Source organism: Streptomyces sp. NPDC127106, from assembly GCF_042677605.1.
Classification (GTDB): domain Bacteria; phylum Actinomycetota; class Actinomycetes; order Streptomycetales; family Streptomycetaceae; genus Streptomyces.
In genome coordinates this window covers 18,362-40,835 of sequence record NZ_JBHXTC010000063.1, presented here as the reverse complement: position 1 = coordinate 40,835, position 22,474 = coordinate 18,362, and the positions used below count along the sequence as shown (strand labels likewise).

At 72.5% G+C, this 22,474-nt stretch carries 11 protein-coding genes and 3 pseudogenes; 10 read left to right on the top strand and 4 right to left on the bottom strand.

Annotation, left to right across the window (positions count from 1 at the left end; all coding sequences use genetic code 11):
* The 10 genes and pseudogenes from ACFVGY_RS32595 to ACFVGY_RS32550 all read left to right on the top strand — a co-directional run.
* Nucleotides 1-221 (top strand): annotated as a pseudogene (locus tag ACFVGY_RS32595) (IS630 family transposase); the annotation flags it as partial.
* Between the two features lie 78 nt (nucleotides 222-299).
* Nucleotides 300-532 (top strand): annotated as a pseudogene (locus tag ACFVGY_RS32590) (hypothetical protein); the annotation flags it as partial.
* Between the two features lie 906 nt (nucleotides 533-1,438).
* Nucleotides 1,439-2,722: an MFS transporter gene (locus ACFVGY_RS32585; RefSeq protein WP_385684435.1), complete on the top strand. Its 1,284-nt coding sequence runs from the start codon at nucleotides 1,439-1,441 to the stop codon at nucleotides 2,720-2,722.
* Complete coding sequence (locus ACFVGY_RS32580) at nucleotides 2,667-6,407, top strand: amino acid adenylation domain-containing protein (protein ID WP_385684432.1); 3,741 nt, start codon at nucleotides 2,667-2,669, stop codon at nucleotides 6,405-6,407. The genes ACFVGY_RS32585 and ACFVGY_RS32580 overlap by 56 nt, the downstream gene beginning before the upstream one ends.
* Nucleotides 6,408-6,569: 162 nt before the next feature.
* Entirely contained in the window at nucleotides 6,570-11,579 is a 5,010-nt protein-coding gene (locus tag ACFVGY_RS32575) for an amino acid adenylation domain-containing protein (protein WP_385684429.1), read from the top strand.
* A 1-nt stretch (nucleotide 11,580) separates the two neighbouring features.
* Nucleotides 11,581-12,294, top strand: coding sequence for a thioesterase II family protein (locus tag ACFVGY_RS32570; protein ID WP_385684426.1), 714 nt, complete (start codon nucleotides 11,581-11,583; stop codon nucleotides 12,292-12,294).
* On the top strand, nucleotides 12,291-13,142 hold the full coding sequence (locus tag ACFVGY_RS32565; RefSeq protein ID WP_385684423.1) for an SDR family oxidoreductase: 852 nt from the start codon (nucleotides 12,291-12,293) through the stop codon (nucleotides 13,140-13,142). The genes ACFVGY_RS32570 and ACFVGY_RS32565 overlap by 4 nt, the downstream gene beginning before the upstream one ends.
* Before the next feature lie 17 nt (nucleotides 13,143-13,159).
* Complete coding sequence (locus ACFVGY_RS32560) at nucleotides 13,160-15,985, top strand: amino acid adenylation domain-containing protein (protein WP_385684420.1); 2,826 nt, start codon at nucleotides 13,160-13,162, stop codon at nucleotides 15,983-15,985.
* Entirely contained in the window at nucleotides 15,982-17,193 is a 1,212-nt protein-coding gene (locus ACFVGY_RS32555) for an ATP-grasp domain-containing protein (protein ID WP_385684417.1), read from the top strand. Before ACFVGY_RS32560 ends, ACFVGY_RS32555 begins: the two co-directional genes overlap by 4 nt.
* Before the next feature lie 105 nt (nucleotides 17,194-17,298).
* A complete protein-coding gene (locus tag ACFVGY_RS32550; RefSeq protein ID WP_385684415.1) occupies nucleotides 17,299-17,679 on the top strand; it encodes a transposase in 381 nt (126 codons plus the stop codon).
* Nucleotides 17,680-17,868: 189 nt separating this feature from the next.
* Here ACFVGY_RS32550 and ACFVGY_RS32545 read toward each other — a convergent pair whose 3' ends face one another.
* The 4 genes and pseudogenes from ACFVGY_RS32545 to ACFVGY_RS32530 all read right to left on the bottom strand — a co-directional run bounded on the left by ACFVGY_RS32545 (nucleotide 17,869) and on the right by ACFVGY_RS32530 (nucleotide 22,466).
* The gene (locus ACFVGY_RS32545; RefSeq protein WP_385684412.1) at nucleotides 17,869-18,366 is read right to left on the bottom strand and encodes a hypothetical protein; all 498 of its coding nucleotides are present in this window, start codon (nucleotides 18,364-18,366) and stop codon (nucleotides 17,869-17,871) included.
* 652 nt (nucleotides 18,367-19,018) lie between these two features.
* Nucleotides 19,019-19,576: a hypothetical protein gene (locus ACFVGY_RS32540; RefSeq protein ID WP_385684441.1), complete on the bottom strand. Its 558-nt coding sequence runs from the start codon at nucleotides 19,574-19,576 to the stop codon at nucleotides 19,019-19,021.
* A gap of 100 nt (nucleotides 19,577-19,676) precedes the next feature.
* Nucleotides 19,677-19,952, bottom strand: a pseudogene (locus ACFVGY_RS32535) (PadR family transcriptional regulator); the annotation flags it as partial.
* Between the two features lie 855 nt (nucleotides 19,953-20,807).
* Nucleotides 20,808-22,466 (bottom strand): Helicase associated domain protein, encoded by a 1,659-nt coding sequence (locus ACFVGY_RS32530; protein ID WP_385684409.1) that lies wholly within the window; start codon nucleotides 22,464-22,466, stop codon nucleotides 20,808-20,810.
* Nucleotides 22,467-22,474: the final 8 nt, after the last annotated feature.

The following is a 22,474-nucleotide window of genomic DNA, read 5'->3' as shown; positions in this document are numbered from 1 at the left end:
CCATCGAGGCCCACTTCGGACCGCTGCGGCAGTTCACCCTGGCTAACTCGAACCACCCCAATCACACCGTCCAGACCCGGGCCCTGCACGCCTACTTGCGCTGGCGCAACAAGAACGCCCGCCACCCCGACGTCCTGGCCGCCCAGCGACGTGAACGCGCCCGTATCCGCAGCGAGAAAGCCATCCGCTGGGGCGGCCGACCACTCCAAACAGCAGCCTGACCGCCCACCCCGGTGAACCTTCGCGGTCACAGCACTAGCAGCAACGCCGTTCAGAACCGTCCCGGTATCGAGGTGTTCAAGATCCGGGGGGGGTACTTCAGCTACCTGGTCCCGGCGGTCCTGGGCACCCCGGAGGATCCTGGTCGACTGCGTCGAGAGGGTCGACCCGAATGCGCCGTACGGAGTACGGGGCATCGGCGAGGCCCCGACGCTGTCGTCCACCCCGGGCTGTCCGCGCGGCGATCCGTGCCGTCACGGGTCTGGAGTTGATCAGGAGGCTGGTCCGTCCGGAACGGCTTATGGGTACCTGACTGGTTTCTGGCGCGGCGTGTATGGAAGGGCCGGCCGCTGCGGGGCGGGCCCTTCGTGCGGCCCCTGCGGGGCGGGCCCTTGGTGCGTCGCCTGCCGGGCGTCGGGTCCTGTGGCGCGGTGGGTGGATCGATTTGTTGACTTCCTGTTCATGATCTTCGGGAGCGGGCGGTGCGTCATTTGCTTACGTGATGTCGCGGGTCCGGGGGGCCGGGGGTGGAAGGTGGATTCCGAAACGGGAGTGGGGAGTGAGGGGAGGGAGGGGTGGCAGGGGTGGGCATTGAGGGGCAGGGCGGGCGGAATCGTGCCTGTCGGTTCACGTACGGAGCTCATGGTTCCGTATTAAAGGAATGCGGGAGAAGGGGAAGGGGGGATTATTGGCCAATCGGATCACCGGTTTCGGAAAGGGCTGGATCTGCCTCTGTTCGAAGTGCCGGACTTCCGGTCGCGCGCGCCGGAAAGGGCGGGGGTGAGGGGGGCATGTCGGCACATGTGGGGCTTGGGCGCACGTCAACTCCCGCTGTGTGGCGGCCTCACGGGGCACTGGTCCCGGCCCTCAAGGCGAGAACGAGCCAACTGGAAGGCTGCTTGGGAGCTGCTTGACGATCACTGGGACAGCTGTTAGAACAAGTGGCGAAATTCCTGCCCTGCCGCTCGATGGCGGCCGGGTAGGTCGGGGGCATTTCTTGGGGGTCGTCGGGTGGGAATCCGTGCCCGGACGAGTGGGGAAAGGTACGTACCGGCAGCTCAGTAGCGTTAATGCCGCAATCCTGAAAACGATTTCCGCCGACCGGTTCTGTCTGCCTGTCGGAGTCTTCCTTCGTACGTTCTTCCGCGGGTCGTGGCGCAATTCGTGCGCCGGCCCCGTTGGCTTCTCTTGCCATTCGATCTATTGAACGGTGTGGAACGTGAAAGCATATCTGGCCATCTTGCGCATCGGTGACTACCGACTGCTCTGGTCGGCCCTGGTACTCAACCTCCTCGGTGACGGCGCCACCTACGCCGCCCTCGCGTGGCTCACGCTCGAAGAGGCCGGCGCCGCCGGTCTGGGTGTGCTGGGCGTCTGTCTCACCCTCCCGGTGATCCTGGGCGGGGCGATCGTCGGACCGCTGCTCGACCGCTTCTCCCGGCGCAAGCTGTTCATCTACGACTCCGTCTTCCGCGGGTTCGTCGTCGCGCTGATCCCCCTGCTGGCCATGACCGACGCGCTCCAGGTCTGGCACCTGTACGTCGTCGCGCTCGTCTACGGCCTGCTGAAGATCATCCCGCTGGCCGGCACTCCCGCCGTCCTGCCCGAGATCGTGCCCGAGGACAAGCTCCAGGCCGCCTCCGGCCTGGAGTCCACCGCGATGGGCGCCGCCAACGTCATCGGCCCGGCCCTCGGCGCTCTGATGATCACGGCGTGGGGCGCGCCGAACGTCCTGATCCTCGACGCCGCCACCTATCTCCTCTTCGCCTTCCTCATCAGCCGGATCAAGGCCCCGCTCGCCCGCCCCGAGCAGTCGGCCCCGGCCGGCACCCAGGACGCCAGGCCGGGCTGGGGACCGGTGTTCCGGCTGATCACCCGCGACCGCTTCCTGCTGGTCCTCACTCTCTCCTTCGGCGCGTTCAACGTGTCGGCGGGCGCCCTCGTCGTGGCGCTTCCCTGGCTCGCGAAGTTCGAGTTCCACAGCGGCCCCGGGGTGCTCGGCCTGATGCTCGCGGTGATGGCGATCGGCGAACTCGTCGGCTCTCTCGTCTCCGGCGCCGTGCAGACCTCCGAGAAGCAGATGCTGCGCATCGGCGTGCTCCAGTTCCTCTCCGGAGCGGTGCTGTTCCTCCTGGTCCCCACCGCCCTGCCGTGGATCCTGCTCGGCCTGGTGCTCAACGGCATCCTGTCCGCGCCCATGACCGTCCTCGGCGGCGTGGTCCGCATGACCCGCGTCCCCAACGAGATGCGCGGCCGGGCGATGACCCTCATGCGCACCGTCATGGCGGGCGCCCTGCCGGCCGGCTCCGCGCTCGGCGGGTTCCTGCTCAGCGGCAGCCACTACACGACGCTGATCTTCGTCGTCGCCGCACTGGCCGCGGCCCCCGGTGTCCTGACGATCGTCCTCTTCCGCAACATGCCCTTCAGACTGGGGGTGACCGCAGCCGATGACCAGCGCGCGAAGAGCAGTTCCGACCCCGACGCCGTCCCCTCCGCCTCCTGACGCCCGCCACGATGACGGCGACGCCGTCCTCCTCGTCGCGGACCACCCCCGCACCCGGGACTCCGCGGCCGGAGCCTTCGCCACCGTCCGGCTGCCCGGCGCGGCCGCCGCGGGGCACGAGCTCGCTGCCTTCGCCGTACTGCTCCACCGCTACACCGGCCAACGCGGCCTGCTGCTCGACCTGGACCTCGCCGGGCACGGCGCGGGCTCGCTGACCCTCGCCGTGGACCCGGCGGAACCCATCGCCGCCCTGCTGGCGCGGAGCGCGCAGGCCGCACCGCAGGGGCCGCCGGCCTCCGCCGCCGTCCGGTACGCCGACCACCCGGTCCCCGAGGGCGCGGACGAGCTGCGGCTCACCCGCGACGGCGCCGACCTGCTCCTCGGCTACCGCACCTCGCTCTTCGAGGCGGCGACCGCCGAACGCCTCGGCGCGCACCTGCTGCGCGCCCAGGCCTTCCTCGTACGGCAGCCGGAATCTGCCGTACGGGAGGTGGAGCTGCTCGGCGACGGCGAACGGGAACTCATCCTCGACGTCTTCAACGACACCAAGCGCCCCTACCCCGACACGGCCACCGCGCACGCCCTCTTCGAGGAGCAGGCCGCGCGCACCCCGGGGGCCACCGCCGTCACCTGGCCGTCCGGAAGCCTCACCTACGGCGAGGCCGACGCCCGGGCGACCCGGCTGGCGCACGCGCTGCTGGCGGCCGGGGTGCGCGAAGGCGACCGCGTCGGCCTGCGCACCGAGCGCACCGCCGACCTCGTCGTCGGCGCGCTCGGCATCCTGAAGGCCGGCGGCGCCTACCTCCCGCTGGAGAGCAAGGACCCCGCCGAGCGCACCGAGTGGCTGCTCGCCGACTCCTCGGTGCGGGTGCTGGTCGCCTCCGCCGGGCTGCCCCTGGACTTCGCCTTCGACGGCGCCGTCCTGGACCCGGCGGCCTCGGTGCCGGCTCCCGCCCCGGCCTCGGTGCCGGCTCCCGCCCCGGCCCCGAAGCCCCCGGCCCGCGCGGCGGCGTCCGCTCTCGCGTACGTCTCCTACACCTCGGGCACCACCGGCCGCCCCAAGGGCGTCGAGGTCACCCACGGCAACCTCGTGCGGCTCGTCAAGGGCACCGACTACGTCGCCTTCGGGCCGGAGCTGCGCATCCTGCCGACCGGCTCGATCGCCTTCGACGCCACCACCTTCGAGGTGTGGGGGCCGCTCCTGAACGGCGGCAGCGTCCACCTCGTCGACAGCGACGTCGTCCTCGACGCCCGCTCCCTCGGCCGGGAGCTGGCCGGGCAGCGCATCACCACCCTGTGGCTGACCTCGCCGCTGTTCAACCAGCTGGTGGAGCAGGACGCCGCCGCCTTCCGCCCGCTGCGCGAGCTCGTGGTCGGCGGAGACGCCCTGTCCCCGCTGCACATCGCCAAGGTGATGGACGCCTGCCCCGACCTGCACCTGGTCAACGGGTACGGGCCCACCGAGAACACCACCTTCTCCCTCACCCACCGGATCGTCCGCGAGGACCTCGGCCGAATCCCGATCGGCCGCCCGATCGCGCACTCCACCGCCTACGTCCTGGACGACCTGGGCCGCCTGTGCCCCGTCGGCGTACCGGGTGAGCTGTGCCTCGGCGGCGCCGGGGTCGCCCGCGGCTACCTGGGCCGGCCCGAGCTGACCGCGGCGAGCTTCGTCGACGACCCCTTCGCCCGCGGCGGCGGCCGGCTCTACCGCAGCGGCGACCTGGCGCGCTGGCGCCCCGACGGGACCGTCGAGTTCCTCGGACGCCGCGACCACCAGGTCAAGGTGCGCGGCTTCCGCGTGGAGCCCGCCGAGGTGGAGAAGGCCATGCTCGGCCACCCCGGGGTGGCCGAGGCCATCGTCACCGTCCGGGCCCGTCCCGGCGGGGGCGGCAAGCAGCTCTGCGGCTACTACGCCGGCCCGGACCGGCCCGCCGCCGAGGAGCTGAGGGACCGGCTCGCCGAGACCCTGCCGGCCCACATGGTCCCCGCCTACCTGGTGCCGCTGGACGCCCTCCCGCTCAACCGCAGCGGCAAGGTCGACCGGGGCCGGCTGCCCGAGCCCGACGGCTCGCACCTGCTGGCCCGCTCCGGGTACGTCGCACCGTCCGGCGAGACCGAGCGGATCCTCGTCGACATCGCCGAACGCGCCCTGGGCATCCGCGGCATCGGGGTCGCCCACGACCTGCGCGACCTCGGCGCCGACTCGCTCACCGCGACCCTGATCGCGGCGAACGCACGCGCCCGCCTGGGCCGCGACTGCCCCGTCAGCGCCGTCCTGCGCGCCGGCACCCCGGCACGGCTGGCCTCCCTGCTCGAAGGGGCGGCCCCCGACACCGGCACGCTGATCGGGCGCGCGCCCGACCTGCCGACGTATCCGCTCACCCCGCAGCAGCGCCAGCTCTACTTCGAGCAGATCAAGGACGACCGGGCGGTGCACTACAACGTGCCCGTCACCCTGGAGCTGCCCTCCGGGACCGACCCGGACCGCCTCGCCGAGGCCCTGCGGCTCCTGGCCGCGCACCACGACGGGCTGCGTACCGCCTTCACTGTCGCCGACGGCGAGGTCCGGGCGCGCATCGAGCCCGAACCGGCCCTGCACATCCGCGTGCTCGACGAACCCCCCGGCCCGTTGGGTGAGTTCGTACGGCCCTTCGACCTGGCGCGGGCCCCGCTGTGGCGGGCCGACGTGCACCGCACCCCGGCCGGCGTCACCCTGCGCCTCGACCTGCACCACATCGTCGTCGACGGCTTCTCGCTGACACCGCTCTTCGAGGACCTCGCGGCGCTGTACGCGGGCGGGCAGCCGCCAAGCGGCGGACTGCGCTACCAGGACTACGCGTCCTGGCTCGCCGGACCGGCCGGGACCGCGCTGCGCGAAGCGCAGGGCCCCTACTGGCGGAAGGTGTTCGCCACGCCCCCCGACCGGGCGGACCTGCCGACGGACACCGCCCGCCCGCCGCTGCGGGCCCTCGACGGCGGCCTCGTCGAGTCCGACCTCGGCCCCGTACGGGCGGCCGCCCTGCGCCGGCTGGCCAGGGAGCAGGGGGTCACCCTCTTCGCGGTGCTGGCCTCCGCCTACGGCATGCTCCTCGCCGGCCTCAAGGGCACCCACGACGTCACCGTCGGCACCTCCGCCTCGGGCCGCACCGCCCCCTCACTGCACCGCACGGTGGGCATGTTCGCGCAGACCGTGTGCCTGCGCGCGGACGTCCGGCCCCAGCTGGCCTACGACGCCTACCTCGACGAGGTCGGCCGCGGCGCCGAAGAGGCCTTCGCGCACCAGGACTTCCCCTTCGAGGAGGTCGTCGCCGCCGCCGCGCCCGTACGCGACTACAGCCGGACCCCGCTCTTCGACGCGCTCATCGCCCTGCACAGCGGCCGCTACCTCGCGGCCGACTTCCAAGGGGTCAGGGTCCCGCTGCGCCTGGAGCACACCGGCCAGACCGTCTTCGACCTCACCCTCCAGATCCACGAGAGCGCCGACACCCTGCGCACGCACTGGAGTTACGCCTCCGGGCTGCTGCGCCGCGACACGGTCGAGGGCTGGTGCGGGGAGTTCACCGCACTGCTCGACGCGATCCTCGCCGACCCCTCGGCCACCCTCGCCTCCCTGTATCCCGCACTCGTCCGCGCGCCCGCCCCGCCCACGGCGCCCGATCTCACCCTGGACTTCGACTTCTGACCCCGGCGGCCGCCACCCATGGCGGCACCGCCCCGGTCCCCGGAGCCCGTGACCGCCGCGCACTCCCCGCACTCCCCGCACTCCCCGCACTCCCCGAAGTGCCGCGGTCCTTCACATTCTTTGACGTCTTTGACAACTCACAGCTCAGTGCAGGAGATACCCATGCATTCGCCTGACCACGAGTCGACCCCTTCCGCGCAGGCCGCTCACTGGCGATCCCAGCTGGCCTCGCTCGCGCAGACGTCCGGATTCCTCGCCGACTTCCGCCCGCCGTCCACCGGCCGGGACGGCGACGGCTACGCCGTCCACGCCGTACAGCTCGGCGCGGACCTCACCGAGCGCCTCGACCGGATCAGCCGCAGCCGGCCCGAGATGCTCTCCGTCGTCCTCACCTCAGCCCTGATCTCCCTCCTGGCCCGCCACACCGGCCAGGACGAGGTGACCGTCGCCCAGCCCACGCGCGGCGCCGCCGGCGAGTTCGCGGGCGGACCGCTGCTGCTGCGCGCCGCCCCCGACGGCACCCTGCGCGAGCTGCTCGCCCGGGTGGCGGGCGCCGTCCGCGATGCCGAGACCCACCAGGACTTCGCGGTCGCCGCGCTGGCCGCCGAACTGGGCCGGGGTGACGCCTTCGAGACCGCCATCGAGCTCGACGGCCACCACGACGCCGGCTACGCCACCCCGGGTGGCACCCGCTTCACCGTCTCCCGCCAGGGCGACGAACTGTTGGTGACCCTCACCTACGACGCCACCCGCTTCGCCGAAGCATCCGTCCAGCGGCTCGGCGCCCACTACGCGCTCCTCCTCGACCGCGCCACGCAGGAGCCCGACCACCCGCTCGCGGACATCGACCTGCGCACCGCCGAGGACGAGGAGATCACCGCAGCCGCCAACGCCACGGCGCACCCCTTCGACGAAGACGCCACCCTGCACGGCCTCTTCGCCGCCCAGGCGGCCCGCACCCCCGACGCGCCCGCCCTGCTCACCGACGCACGGACCGTCTCCTTCGCGGCCCTCGACGCCCGCTCCGACCAGCTGGCGCACACCCTGCGCGGCCGCGGGATCGGCCCCGGCGCGATCGTCGCCGTCGTCGCGGAACGCTCACCGGAGATGATCGCGGCGATCCTCGCCGTACTGAAGGCCGGCGGCGCCTACCTCCCCGTCGACCCGTCCTACCCGCAGGCCCGCATCGACTACCTGCTCGACGACAGCGCAGCCCGCCTCGTCCTGCACCAGGCCGCCTTCGCCCCGCTGCTCGACGGCCGCGAGGGCCTCGACCTCGACGCCGAAGACTCCTACGCCACGGCCACCGGGCCCGTCCCGGCGGCCGGCGGCGCCACCGACACGGCCTACGTCATCTACACCTCGGGCTCCACCGGCCGCCCCAAGGGCGTCCTCGTCGAGCACCGCAGCGTCGTGAACCGGCTCGCCTGGATGCAGCGCGCCTACCCGATCGGACCCGACGACGTCCTGCTCCAGAAGACGTCCATCTCCTTCGACGTCTCCGTCTGGGAACTGTTCTGGTGGTCCTTCACCGGAGCCGCGCTGGCCCTGCCCGCGCCCGGCACCGAGAAGGACCCGGCGGCCCTGCTCGCCGCCCTCGACCAGCACGGCGTCACCACCGTGCACTTCGTACCGTCGATGCTCACCATGTTCCTCGGCCACCTCGACCGCTTCGGCAACGGCCAGGGCCCCCGCACCCTGCGCCAGGTCTTCGCCAGCGGCGAGGCCCTCACCCCGGCGCAGGCCGTGAAGTTCGGCGAGCTCGTCCCCACCGCCCGCCTGATCAACCTGTACGGGCCCACCGAGGCCACCGTCGACGTCACCCACCAGCCCGTCGAGGGCCTCGGAGACCGGGCCCGGCTGCCCATCGGCCGCGCCATCGACAACATCCGCCTCTACGTCCTGGACCCCCAGGGCCGCCAGTGCGCCATCGGCATCCCCGGCGAGCTGCACGTGGCGGGCGTGGGCGTGGCCCGCGGCTACCTCGGCCGGCCCGAGCTGACCGAGGAGAAGTTCGTCAGCGGTGAGGCGGTCCGCGCCCACACCGGCGAGGAGCGGCTGTACCGCACCGGGGACCGGGCCCGCAGGCTGCCCGACGGCACCATCGACTACCTGGGCCGCGTCGACCTCCAGGTCAAGGTCCGCGGCTTCCGCGTGGAGCCCGGCGAGATCGAGGAGCGGCTGCGCGCCCACGACGGGGTCCGCGACGCGGCGGTCGTCGCCGTGGACGACGGCTGGCAGACCTCCCTGCGCGGCTTCGCCGTCCCGGCGGGCGCGCCCGGCGAAGTCACCGAGGCCGCCCTCAAGGACCACGTCCGCGCCGCCCTGCCCGAGTACATGGTCCCCGGCCGGGTGATCGTCCTCGACGAGCTGCCGCTGACCCCCAACGGGAAGCTGGACCGCGCCGCGCTGCGCCGCCCGGAGGCCCTGCGCAAGAAGGCCCCCGCGCACGTCGCCCCCCGCAACGAGCGCGAGGAGACCCTCGCCAGCATCTGGAAGCAGGTGCTGGGCCTGGAGCGGGTCGGCGTCCACGACAACTTCTTCCAGCTCGGCGGCAACTCCATCCACTTCGTGTCGGTGCTGGCGAAGTCCCGTGCCGCAGGCATCGACTTCACCTTCCAGCAGCTGTTCAAGCACCAGACGATCGCCCTGCTCGGCGCGTCCATCGAGGCCGAGTCCCGGTCCGCGACGGTGACCACGGACGTCGCGGCCCGCGGCGCCTTCCGCCCCTTCGAACTGATCTGCGACGCCGACCGGGAGCTGCTGCCCGGCGACGCCGAGGACGCATACCCGCTGTCCATGCTCCAAGCCGGCCTGATCTTCCAGACGGAGATCACCGGCGGCCTCGGCCAGTACCACGACGTCCTCAGCTACTCCATCACCGGCGCCTTCCACACCGACGCCTTCACCGAGGCGGTACGGCTGCTGACCCTGCGGCACCCGATCCTGCGCACCACCTACCACCTCACCGGCTACAGCGAGTTCCTCCAGATCGTGCACCGCGACGTGGCCCCGCCGCTGACCGTCACCGACCTGCGCCACCTCGACGAGGCCGGGCAGAACGCCTGGCACGAGGACTGGCTGGAGCGCGAGAAGGCCCGCCCGTTCGTGTGGGAGGAGGGCGGCCTGGTCACCCTCCACGTGCAGATACTGGGCGACGAGCACTACCGCTACACCGTCAGCCAGCACAACTCCGCCCTCGACGGCTGGTCGATCTCGCTCCTGCACACCCAGCTGTTCGAGCTGTACCACCAGGTCCGCGAAGGCCGCGACACCTCGCGCCCCGAAACGGACAACCACCTGCGCAACTTCGTCGGCCTGGAGACCGAGGCGCTGCGCTCGCCCGCCTCCCGCGACTTCTGGCTGAAGGCCATGGAGGATGCGCAGCCCGCGGACGTCCCCCCCAAGCCCGGCGCCACGCACACCGACGACTTCCAGGTCGTCCTGCGTGACGTACCGCTGCCCGAGGGCCTCACCCAGCGGATCTCGGCGACCGCCGACGCGCTGTCCGTGCCGTTCAAGGACGTCCTGCTCGCCGCGCACATGAAGGTCCTCGGCATGGTGTCGGGCCAGGCCAAGGTGATGACCGGCTACGAGCACAGCGGCCGGCCCGAGCTGCCGGGCGCCGAGACCACCCTCGGCCTGCACCTGAACACGGTCCCCTTCCAGGTCGACCTCGAGGGCGGCAGCTGGGCGGACCTCATCCGCCGCGTGTACCGGGCCGAACTCGACCTGCTGCCGCACCGCCGCTACCCGATGGCGAAGATGAAGCAGGACCTCGCCACCCAGCGCACCCTGTTCGAGACCACCTTCAACTTCACCCACTTCTACCTGCTGAAGAACCTCCAGGAGCTGCCGGAGTTCTCGCTGCTGAGCATGCGCGTGGACTCCGAGACGGAGTTCCCCTTCCGCACCGAGTTCTCACGGCACTTCTTCGACGACGAAGTCCAGCTGTGCCTGCACTACCACACACACCTCTACGACGAGGAGCAGATCGACCGCATCGGCGGCTACTTCGTCCGCGTCCTCCAGCTGATGGCCGACGAGCCCGACGCCCCCCACGGGGCCCGGCAGCTGCTGGCCGCCGAGGACCTGGCCCTGCTGGGCAGCACCGCGCAGGCCGACCCGGCCCTCGCCGCCCCCGCGGCCGTCGGCATCGCCAGCGAAGCCACCGTGGCCCGGATCCGCGCAGCCTGGTCCCGGGTCCTGGGCCTGCCCGCCCAGGAGATCAAGGCCGACGACGACTTCTTCGCCCTCGGCGGGAACTCCCTGTCCGCGCTGCGCGTCGTCCTGGAACTCGACGGCCTGGCCACCCTCTCCGACCTGACCCGCACCTCGCGCCTGACCGCACTGGCCGCGCTCGTCGACGGCCGCGAGGACTCCGCCGAGGAGGTGCTCCAGCTGCTGTCCGCCACCGCCGAGGGGGCGCGAGCCGCCGTCATCTGCCTGCCGTACCCCGGCGGGCACCCGGTCAACTTCAAGCCGCTCGCCGAGTCCATCGGCAACAGCGACCCGACGCTGGCCGTGTACGGGCTCCAAGCACCCGGCCACAACCCGGCGCGCGGCGGCGAGTTCACCGACGTCGCCGAGACGGTCGCGCGGACCGTCGCCGAGATCGAGCAGAAGGCCGACCTCCCGCTGATCCTGTGGGGCCACTGCGGCGGCGCCGCGGTGACCGTCGAGCTCGCCCGGGTCCTGGAGGACCGCGGCTTCGACCTGCGGCACGTCTTCATCGGCTCCAAGCTGCTGCCGCCGGCCTCGGACATGCGCGAATCCATCGAGATGATCGACAGCTGGAGCGACGAGGAGATCATCTCCTACATGGTCGAGGAGACCGGCTACACCGAGCTGGACGGCCTCTCCAGCGGCTACGCCTCCTTCATGGGCGAATCGTTCCGCCACGACGTGTGCGGCGGCTACCGCTACTTCATCGACCTCACCGAACAGCGACCCGACCCGCGTATCGAGGCCCCGTTCACCGTCGTCGTCGCCGACGACGACAAGAGCCTGGCGCACGCCGTCGACGAGTACCGGTGCTGGGAGCTGGTCGCCGCCGACGTCCGCTTCACCACCGTCGAGGGCGGCGGCCACTACTTCGTCCGCGGCAACCCCGCCGCGACCGGCGAACTCATCGAGCGGGCGTGGATTTCCGCGGCCGAGTTGGAGGGCTGACATGCAGATCCCCGTCCTGTGCTTCCCGTTCGCGGGTGCCGGAGCCTCCGCGTTCCGCCGCTGCCAGGAATACGGCAGCGACACCGTCCTGATCACCCCGGTCCAGCTGCCCGGCCGTGAGGAGCGCTTCGGCGAACCCCTCTACACCGACGTCGTCAGCGCCGTCGACGACCTCCTGCCGACCGTGCTGGAGCAGATCGCCGGCAGCCCCGCCATCGCCCTGTTCGGGCACAGCCTCGGCGCCGTCATGGCGTACGAAATGGCCCACCGCCTGACCTCGCTGGGCCGCCCCCAGGTACTCAAGCTCTTCGTCAGCGGCTCGCCCGGCCCCTGGACCCAGCGCGAGACCCGCGCCACCGGCCTCACCGACGAGGCCTTCCTCCAGCAGGTCAAGGAGTTCGCCGGCTACACCCACCCGGCGCTGGAGAACCCGGACCTCCGCCAATGGCTGCTGCCGCCGCTGCGCGCCGACGTGGAGATGCACGAGAACTACCGCGCCCCCTCCACCAAGCCCCTGGACATCCCCGTCGTCTCCATCCGCGGTGACTCCGACGAGCTGGTCTCCGCGGCGCAGGCCGCCGAGTGGGAGACCGCCACCACCGGCGGCTGCCGCCAGGTCGAACTGCCCGGCGGGCACATGTACGTGGTGGACTCCCCAGCCGACCTGGTACGCCTCATCGACGGGGAGCTGACCGCCCAGGAGGTGGGCCGGTGACCCCCGCCCTCACCACCGGCCCGCTCACGGGCAGAACGGCACTGGTCACGGGCGCGGCCCGGGGCATCGGCCGGGCGTGCGCCGTCGCGTACGCCCGCGCCGGGGCGGACCTGCTGCTCACCGACATCGGGCACGACCTCGATGGCGTGCCCTACCCGCTCGGCTCCACCAGCCAGCTCGCGTACACGGCGAGGCTGTGCCGGGAGACAGGCGAGAACATCACCGTGATCACCGCCGAGGCGGACGTCCGCGACCTGGACGCCGTACGCGGCGTCGTCGACAGCGCCCTGGACCGCTTCGGCCACATCGACGTCCTCCTCAACAACGCGGGCATCGCCGCGCCCTCGGGCAAGACGGTGCACGACATCACGCCCGACGAGTGGGACCTGATGCTCGACGTGGACGTCTCGGGGGCCTGGCGGATGATCCGCGCCGTGGGCGCCGCGATGACCGCCCGCCGCGCGGGCAGCATCATCAACGTCGCCTCCACCGCCGGCCTCGTCGGCTACCGGCACTTCGCCGGCTACGTCACCGCCAAGCACGCGCTGGTGGGCCTGACCAAGGCCGCTGCCCTGGACCTCGCGCCGTTCGGCGTCCGCGTCAACGCACTGTGCCCCGGCTCCGTACGGGACGACGAGGCGGCCGAGGGCCGGATGCTCACGGAGATCGCCCGCTCCCTCGACGTCCCCGTCGAGGAGCACGAGGAGACCTTCGTCGCCGCGCAGCCGATGAACCGGCTCATCGAGCCCGAGGACGTGGCCGGAGCCGCGCTCTGGCTCGCCACTGACGCGTCCCGCCAGGTGACCGGCTCCACGGTCACCGTCGACGGCGGGTTCACCAGCCGATGAAAGGGGGCCGAACGACGATGACGACGAAAGAAAACGACACCGGCCGGCTGTGCCAGGCACTCGCCCTGCGCGTGCACGCGGGCGCCGACCCCGAGCGGCTCGGCCGCGCCCTGGCCCGCGCCCTGCCCGGCGCACGGCTGTGGACCGAGGACGTGCCCGACGGCGCCGACTCCGACGCGGCCGCCGTACGCCGCGAACGTGAGCTGTCCCGGCCGGCCGACCCGCACACCGGACCCGGTGTACGGGCCCTGCTGCTGCGGTACACCGACGGCCCGGCCGATCTGGTCCTCGTGGCCCACCGCGCCACCCTGGCCGACCCGCACGACCTGGCGCAGGCCCTGCTGGTGGAGGCACCCGCCCCGGCGCCCGTCCCCACCGGGGACGGCGACCCGCTCCGCGAGGCACTCACCGCCCTCGACCGGCTCCCCGCCCCCGAGTGGGGGCTCGGCGAGGCCACCGCCCACACCACCGGCCGGCTGCGCTTCCCCGTGCCCGCCGAGGGCGGCCTGCCCGCCGCCCTCACCCTGCGGGCCGCGCTCGGCCTCGTCCTCGCGCGCTGCACCGGCCGCACCGAGGTCGCCCTGGGCATCGACGCCGCACACGCCCTGACCATCGACGCCGACCCCGCCACGACGGTCGGCGCCTACCTGGAGCGGGTCGCCCGGGCCGTGCCCGCCCCGGTCGCGGACACCGGACTCGAACCCCTCGTGGGCCTGGTCACCACCGACCATCCCGAGGCCCTCACCGCCGAGGGCGTCAAGGCCGAGACCCTCACCGCCCGGCCCTTCCAGGCACCCGTGCACCCCCTGTCGGTGCACGTCGTCGACGAGGGCTCCACGGTCCTCGACGCCACCTGCCACTACCGCCACTCCGCCTTCGGGGACGCGGCCGTGGAGTGGTTCGCGGGGATGCTCGCCACCGCCCACCGCGCCCTGACGGGCACCGACCCCGCCACCCCCGTCGGTGAGCTGCCGCTCTTCGACGAGGAGCAGCGGCGCCGGCTCGCCGTCCTCGGCGGCCTCGGGCGGCCGCCCGAAGTCCCCGAGGAGCGCATCGAACAGGCCGTGCGCCAGTGGGCCGAGCGAACCCCCGACGCCCCCGCCCTCACCTTCGAGGACGAGGTGCTCACCTACGCCGCGCTCGACGCGACGGCGCAGGAACTCGCCGACGGCCTGCGCCGCCACGGCGTGCGGCCCGGCGACCGGGTCGGCGTCTGCCTGGAACGCTCGGCCTCCCTGGTGGTGGTCCTGCTCGCCGTCCTGAAAGCGGGCGCCGCGTACGTGCCCATGGACCCCGCCTATCCGGCGGAGCGGCTGGCCTACACCACCGAGGACGCCGAACTGGCGCTGGTCGTCACGGAGTCCGGGGAGTTCCCGCAGCGCGAGGACGTCCACCTCGTCCGCCCCGACGCCCTGGCCGCGGACGCCGGGGACGCCGGGGACGGCCCTGGCCCCGAGCCCGCCGCGCAGACACACGCGCCGTCGCCCGACGACCACGCCTACGTCATCTACACCTCGGGCTCCACCGGCCGCCCCAAGGGCGTCGGCATACCGCACCGCAACGTCGCCGCCCTCGTCGCCGCCACCCGGGAGGACTTCGGCCTCGTACCGGACGACGTCTGGACGCTCTTCCACTCCAGCGCCTTCGACTTCTCCGTGTGGGAGATCTGGGGCTGCCTGACCACCGGCGGCCGGCTGGTCGTCGTCCCGTACTGGGCCTCCCGCGACCCGGCGCAGTTCGCCGCCCTGCTGGGCACCGAGCAGGTCACCGTGCTCAGCCAGACCCCGAGCGCCTTCGCCCAGCTGGTGGAGGCCGACCGCGAGGAACGGGTCTCGGACTCCGTGCGCCTGGTCGTCTTCGGCGGGGAGCCCCTGGACACCCGCCCCCTGCGGCACTGGCAGGACCGCCACCCCGAGTGGCAGTGCCGACTGGTCAACATGTTCGGGATCACCGAGACCACCGTCCACGTCACCGCGCAGACCGTCACCCGCCGCGAGGCGCTGACCGGCTCCCGCTCCGTCGGCACCCCCCTGCCCGGCTGGCACCTGTACGTCCTCGACACCCAGGGCCGCGAACTGCCGCCCGGCGTCCCCGGCGAGATCTACGTCGGCGGCCTGGGCGTCGCCGGCGCGTACCTGGGCCGCCCCGAACTCACCGCCCAGCGCTTCCTGACCGACCCGTACGCCTCCACGCCCCTGTACCGCAGCGGCGACCGGGGCCGACTGCTGCCCGACGGCCGCCTGGAACACCTCGGTCGGCTCGACAACCAGGTCAAACTGCGAGGCTTCCGCATCGAACTGGACGAGATCCGGGCCCGCCTGCTCGACGCCCCCGGCGTCAGTGCCGCGGCCGTGGTACTGCGCCCCGGCGAACCGGGCGACACGGCCGGCGCCCGCCTCGACGGCTACGTCGTCTTCCGGTCCGACGGCGCGGCGGAGGGCGGCGACACCGAGGAGGTGCGCCGGCACGCCGGGCGCTTCCTGCCCGAGCACATGGTGCCCTCCACGGTTACCGCCCTGCCCGCGCTGCCGCTGACCCCCAACGGCAAGGTGGACGCCGCGCGGCTCCCGCTGCCGCGCACCGGACCCGCCGCCGACGCCGACGAACCCGTCGGCGACGACACCGAGTCGCGGCTGCGCGCCCTGTGGGAGAAGGTCTTCGGCTTCCGGGTCGCCCTGGACGACGACTTCTTCGGGCTCGGCGGGAACTCCCTGCTCGGCATCCGGCTGCTGGCCGCGATGAAGGCCGCGGGCCTGCCGCCCTTCCCGCTGCCGCAGCTGTACCTGCACCGCACCGTGCGCGCCCTCGCCGCGGTGCTCGACGGAGCGGAGGCACGGACATGACGCTCCTGCTGGTGGGCGCCGGATCACAGGCGTACCGGGAGTACCTGTTGCGCTCCGTCGCGGGGGAGTATGAGATCCACCTCCTCGCCGAACGCGAACCGGCCTGGGAGGCCCCGTACCTGGCCGGGCACACGGTGGTCGACACCACCGACGTGCCGGCCATGGCGGCCGCCGCCCGCGGCATCTCCTGCGAAGGGGTGCTGACCTGGGACGACACCCGGGTCGTGCAGACCGCCGAACTCGCCCGGCTGCTCGGGATGCCGGGCAGCCCGCCCGAGGCGGCGATGCGCTGCCGGGACAAGTGGGCCACCCGCGACGCGCTCCGCGAGGCGGGCGTGCCGCAGGCCCGCTCGGAGCTGGTCACCTCGCTGCCGCAGGCCCGCGCGGCGGCGGCCCGCACCGGCTATCCGCTGGTGCTCAAGCCCCGCGCGCTGAACGCCAGTACGGGCGTGACCAAGGTGGAGTCGGCCGAGCAGCTCGCGAGCCGCTACCGGCTGGCGCGCGGCGCCACCGCGCCCGGTGCGACGGAGCTGGCGCCCGGGGACGTCCTCGTCGAGGAGTACCTGGACGGCCCCGAGATCAGCGTGGACTGCGCCTGGTCCGAGGGCCGGATGAGCCCGGCGTTCGTCGCCCGCAAGGAGTGCGGGTTCGCCCCGTACTTCGAGGAGACCGGTCACCTCGTCGACGGCGGCGACCCGCTGCTGGAGGACCCGCGGCTGCTGGAGACCGTGGCGGCCGCGCACGCCGCCGTGGGCTTCACCACCGGCTGGACCCACACCGAGCTGCGGCTCACCGCCGACGGCCCGAAGATCGTCGAGATCAACGCCCGGATCGGCGGCGACCGGATCCCCGACATCGGGCGCCTCGCCCTGGGCGTCGACGCCGCCCTGACGGCGGCCCGGGTGGCCTGCGGGAAGGAACCGCAGCTCACGCCCTCCCACCGCAAGGTCGCGGGGGTCCGCTTCCTCTACCCGGAGGCCGACTGCATCGCGCGCGAGGTCCTCATCGACTCCCGCGCCCTGCCGGCCTCCGTGGACACGGCGCTGGCGATCGCGCTGCCGGGCCAGGAACTGCGGCTGCCGCCCCGCGGCCACGTCTCCAGCCGGTACGCGCTCGTCACGGCCACCGCCGACGGCGCCGAGGAGTGCCGGGCCGCCCTGGACAAGGCCGCCGAGGCCGTCCGGCTGGAGGTGCTGCGCCCGCTCTGAGAGCCTGTCGGGAGATGGCGACGGCCCCGGAATGATCACGTGGTGTGTGCCAGTGCGACAACTCCGAGGCCGTCAGCGGCCCATGCTGTCCATCCAGCCTGACCGATGAGATGTGGGAGATCACCCAGCCGCTTCTTCCCGTGCGTGACCTGCGAAAAGGCGGCGGGGTGCGCAGGTGCGGAAACCCGGTTGGTGCTCGACTCGGTCTTCTACGTGCTGCGCTCGGGCTGTCAGTGGCGGATGCTTCCGCGCGATCTGATGCCTTGGGACGCGGCCCACCGTTGGTTCCCCAAGTGGCGCCGGGACGGCACCTGGGACCGCATCCACGACGAGCTCCACCGCCAGGTCCGGATCGGGGCCGGACGCGTCGGGGGTGGCCCGGTTCGAGGTGACGCCGGAAGTACGGGTGCTGCTCGCGTACTGGCGGGGCAACGCCTCGGCGGTCCACCGGCAGCTGATGGCCCGCGCCCGGACGGCGGCCGGTGAGCCGGCCATCGCGGTTCCGGGCGGCGCGCCGACGGCCACGGTCCCTCTACTGGATCCAGTGCCGTCGTGTCGACGTTCCTCCGTGCGGTGCGCCGTGACCTGACCGCGGGCGAGCGCGCGGGTCTCGCCTGGGGCCGGAGGCGGCCCGGCTCACGATGTGTTCGGGCGTCGCCCGAGGCTGTGGCGGAATCACACCGGGGAGGCGCGTCCGTGGGTGACGTGCGCCCCCATGGATGCGGACCGGTGCTCGCGGCTGACCCGCCACCGGTTCTGGCCGCGGCCGCCAGGCTCCCCGACGCTACGGTGCCGGCGGATGATCGCGCCCATCCAGCCAGCGACGAGCGGCCCGTCGCCGTGGACCGCCACCAGTGGTCCCAGCCAGGGGCGTCCCACCCGCACGCCCAGCTCCTGGCAGAACGCACCGTCCGCAGGCAGGGGACGGATCCGCTCCCGCCTGCCGTCGGTCCACGCCAGCTCCTCCACGGCAGGGTCCAGCAGCGCGTCGGCCACAGCGACCACCTCGGGGAAGAGCACCGCGTCCCGGGCAACAGCGCGCCACCACCAAAACCCGGGCCCCGCGTCCTCGCCCGCCAGCCGGTGCAGCCGGGCCGGCCAGATCCGCCCCTCACCCCAGCCGAGCGCCTGCTCCCACCACTGGCACACCACCGCCCGCGCGACCTCGAACACCTCGGCCGGCTCCACCCCGGCCCGACGCGCACGGCGCTCTACACCCGCCCACCGCCGCTGCCCCTCGGCTGCCTCTGGGCTCTCGCACAGGTCGAGGTTTCCATCCCATGGTCGGCGTCCGCGTCCAGTCGCCACCGCTGGTGCCGCTCGCACACCCGTTGCCAGCGGCCGGCGTAGCGGACCACGCGCACGGCCTACCCGGTGCGCCGGGCTGTACAGAGCCGGCAGCCGAACGCCACAGGTCTCACTACCGTGGCGCCGACGCGCCAGAGCGCTCCCGCAGCCCCGGCCAGCTGCTGGTCGGTGAACTGCTCGTTGCCTTGCCTCCATGAGGGCAGAGCCTGTCCGAGGGTCTCCTCGTCAACCGTGCACAGTCCTGCCAGCACGGTTCGGCCGGCCTTATCGAGCAGCACTTCCGCATCCGCGCGGTGTCCCGCCGGGGTGCCGTGGCTGATGGTTCTTCCACTGCCCTGGCCGTAGCATGCGGCGAGCCGGCACATCAGCGACCACGTCGTCTCTCTGTTCAGGGGAGCCATGCGGAAGACCGCTGCCGGCGGTTGACCGGCCTCGCTGATGGCTGTCTGCGTGGGTCATGCACGGCGGCTGCCCGTCAGGCTCCGGGGCCACACCCGAGCGGCAAGCGTTACCGCGCTCAGGCGCGGCTGCTCGTCCTGGCTCGCGCGTCGGTGACGGCGTAGGGAAGCCCGGGCAGCAGCAGGACCAGTGCGGCCCACAGCGGCAGCTCGAACAGCACCGCGTCGCCGGCCAGGTGGTCGGTGAGGAGCGCCGTGGGCAAGGCGGCTGCGAAGGCGACGGCCCAGCTCCGGCGTATGCCGAGGCTGCCGCGCCGAAGTTCCCAGGCGACGGTGGCGGTGCCGAGTACTGCCCAGAAGGCGAGGTTGCCGGGTGTCACGTCCAGGCTGGTGGTCCACCGGGTGACGTGCGAGAGCAGCAGGACGCAGCCGATGGCGAAGCACCCCAGGGACGCGGTGCGCAGCACCCGGCGCTGGAGCGGAGCGCGTGCCCGCGCCCATGCGGCGGCGAAAGCACGGACGTCGCGGCCGACGACGTCCTGCCCCGTGCGGCCGGCTGCCTGCGCGTCCTCCAGGTGGACGGAGAGCTCGTCGAGCATCTCCCTCATGGACGCGTCGTCGATTCCCCGGTACTCCCAGTTGGTGCGGCAGGCGGCGAGGATCTGCGCGTTGGTCATGGTGTGGTTCCCCCGTGGGTTCCGTGGTGGCGGTCAGGATGCGGCCGACCTGCCCGGCGAAGGCGAGCCAGTCGGCCCGGCCGCCGCTCAGTTCGGCGTGTCCTGCCTCGGTCAGGCGGTAGTACTTGCGCGGGGCACCGCCGCTCGGGGACGGAGCGCGGTACGAGGAGATGAGCCCCGCCCGCTCCATCCGCGCGAGCAGCGGATAGATGCTGCCGTCGCTGACCAACTCCAGCCCGCCGGCGGCGAGCGCCTGGGCGAACTCGAAGCCGTACCTGGGCCGTTCGGCGATGAGCGAAAGCAGGCACAGGTCGAGCACGCCGCGCAGGAGCTGGCTGCGCCGCTGGTCACCGGCCGCGGCCAGTTCCTTTGTCATGCGGTGCAAGATAGTCAGCAAGTACCCTTGCACCGCAAGAGACTCGGGACTGCTCTCACGGGCCGCCAGGAACACCGAGCAGCCGAGCCTGCCAGGCGGCGGCCCGCGCTGGGCGTTTAGCTGACTCCGATCCCTTGTTGCCTCTTGTGGCCGGTTACGGACTCGTTCTCGGGGAGGAGGGCGGGGTTGCGTTTTTCCTGGTTCGATTGTGGGTGAGGAGGCTGCGCTGAGGGGGCCGGCTGTGCTGGGTGTGCTGCTGGAGTTCGGTGTCGGAAGTCTGCTGACGTGGGGTCATGAACACTGGAGGGCCAAGAGGCAGGCTCGGCGCTTTGCGGCGGGGGCGGAGGTGGGATTTGCTGCCTGTGTCCTCGGCGACCGTCTGTACTGTCGGGGTACGTCGTTGGTCGTCCTGTGGGCCTCGCGTTGCACGCTTCATGTCACGCCGACGGAGTTCGCGGACTTCCGCCGAAGTCCGGTTCCGGTGGACCGGTTGGAAGTGGTTCGGGTTCGGCCAAGAGGTCGCGCGGATTCCCCCTTGGTTCAGAGCGACTGGCAGGTGGCCGAGTGCCGCGATGGCGGCTCTGTGGTGTTGATCGGGTGTGCTCCCGCTGCCATGCGGTATCCGACAGCTGTCATGAAGGGACAGGGCTCCCAGAAGCCGCACGCTGAGCACACTCGCCCGGCCTGATCTCTGCTGCCGGCCAGGCACGCGGGAGCGGGCCTTTCGGGTACGAGAGGCGAGGCCGTGGCTGGTGCGGCATGTGGTGTCGTGCGGCAGTGTCCGCCGATGACAGAGTTCCGTGCCGGTTGATGTCAGCGGTTGGGTTTCTCCTACGGGACGGCCTCCCGGCCCGCCTACTGCGCCCAGTCGATGCCGAGGGCGGCGAGGGTGCCGAGCTGGTCCGCGCCGAGCTTGTCGCGGCGTTGGCGCTGGTTGGCCAGCCACACTCCAGTCCTGTGAGGTCCGTCCGGTAGATGTTCGACATGTGCGCGGGACGGGGTTCTGCCTTCCCGCGCGATGTACTGCGCCAGGGCCTGGATGCCCCTGTGGAAGGCTCCCGAGCCGCGCCCGGCTGAGGTCACCATGCTCGTCGTCGTGGGGGCCCGGCGGGCGCGTTCGAGCGCTGCGGTGACGCCGAGGGCGGCGAGGCGGCGTTGCTGTTCCTCGTTGAGCTGGTCGAAGTCGCGGCGTTGGGTGGCCAACCACCGGCCGATGTCCTCGCCGTGCCGGGTCACCCCGGGGACGATGGCCGTGAGGCGGGCGCCGTCGTCCAGGAGCCGGGCGAGGTAGGCATAGTGACGTTGCCAGTCGACCGTCCACCCGAGCGCGCTTGGGTTCCAGTCCTCGTCGATCGCGGCGAGGGCGGCGGCCCGCCGTTCGGCGCGGACCGGGTCCTTGCCGAGTCCGCCGGGTCGGCGGATGTTGGTGAGCCACTGTCCGACGGGCTTGCCGAGGGCGGTTGCGTGTCGGGGGGCGGCGAGGGTGCCGTGCTGGGCGTGGTAGGCGCGTGCGGCGGCGAGGTTTTCTGCGAAGCCGGCGTCGGCGGTGTCCCACACGATCCCCAGCGCCTCCAGCTCGGCGGCCCGCTCGCCGGTTATCGTTCCCGCGCGGTAGCTCCGGCGCTGGTCGGAGAGCCACCTGCCGAGGGGGTATGCGCCTTCGGCGTGGTCGTAGGGGACCTCGAGGTGCTGCTCGCGCTCCCGGTACCGCCAGGCGGCCTCGTAGCCGCGGCGCCAGTCGGCGCGTTCTGTGTTGAGGACCTGGTAGCTGATCCACTTTGCGATGAGGACAGGGTCCCGGGGCGCGGCGAACCGGAGCAGCAGCCGTGACTCCGCTTGCCCTTCCTCCGGCGCCGACCCGATCACCAGCGACGGCTGTACGGTGCGCTTCTGGGCTTCTTGTGGAATTGCGAGCATTTCGACGGCCCGCTCATCATGTGCCCGAAGCCCGTTCAGAACGCGGATCAGAGGCCCGTAAGACCTCGACGAAAGAATGTCTTCCGGATTCTCATCCGCGGCCAGAAACACCGGTACGATCAGGGTGGCCGTTTTTCCCTCGCCGGGTTTTTGCCGGAGCGCCCTCCCGATGGCCTGGACGATGTCGACGGCCGATCCCTTGGGGTCGATCAGGGCAACGCTGTCGACGGTGCGGGTGTCGACGCCTTCCCCGAGGACCTTGCAGTTCGACAGCACCGCGCGCCCGGCCCGACGCCCGAACTCGGCCAGCACACCTGCCCGGTGTTCCCCTTTGTGCTCCCCGCACAGCCATCCCGACCACACCCGCTCCGGGGCGGGGTGGCGTTCGGGGTCGACGGTGTGGAGCCGGGCCGCCACCCGCGGCAGCCCCTCGGCGAAGGCCTCCGCCTCTACGGTCCGGTGGTGGAAGGTGATGGTCGTCTTCAGGCCGTGGGCTGTCATGGTCTCCAGCAGCACCGTCTGCATGGCGGCGAGTCGCTCCCCGCGCAGCTGCTCCTCCCACCGCTCCCCGCTGTGGAGCCGGTCCGGGGTGACCACCGGGTCGG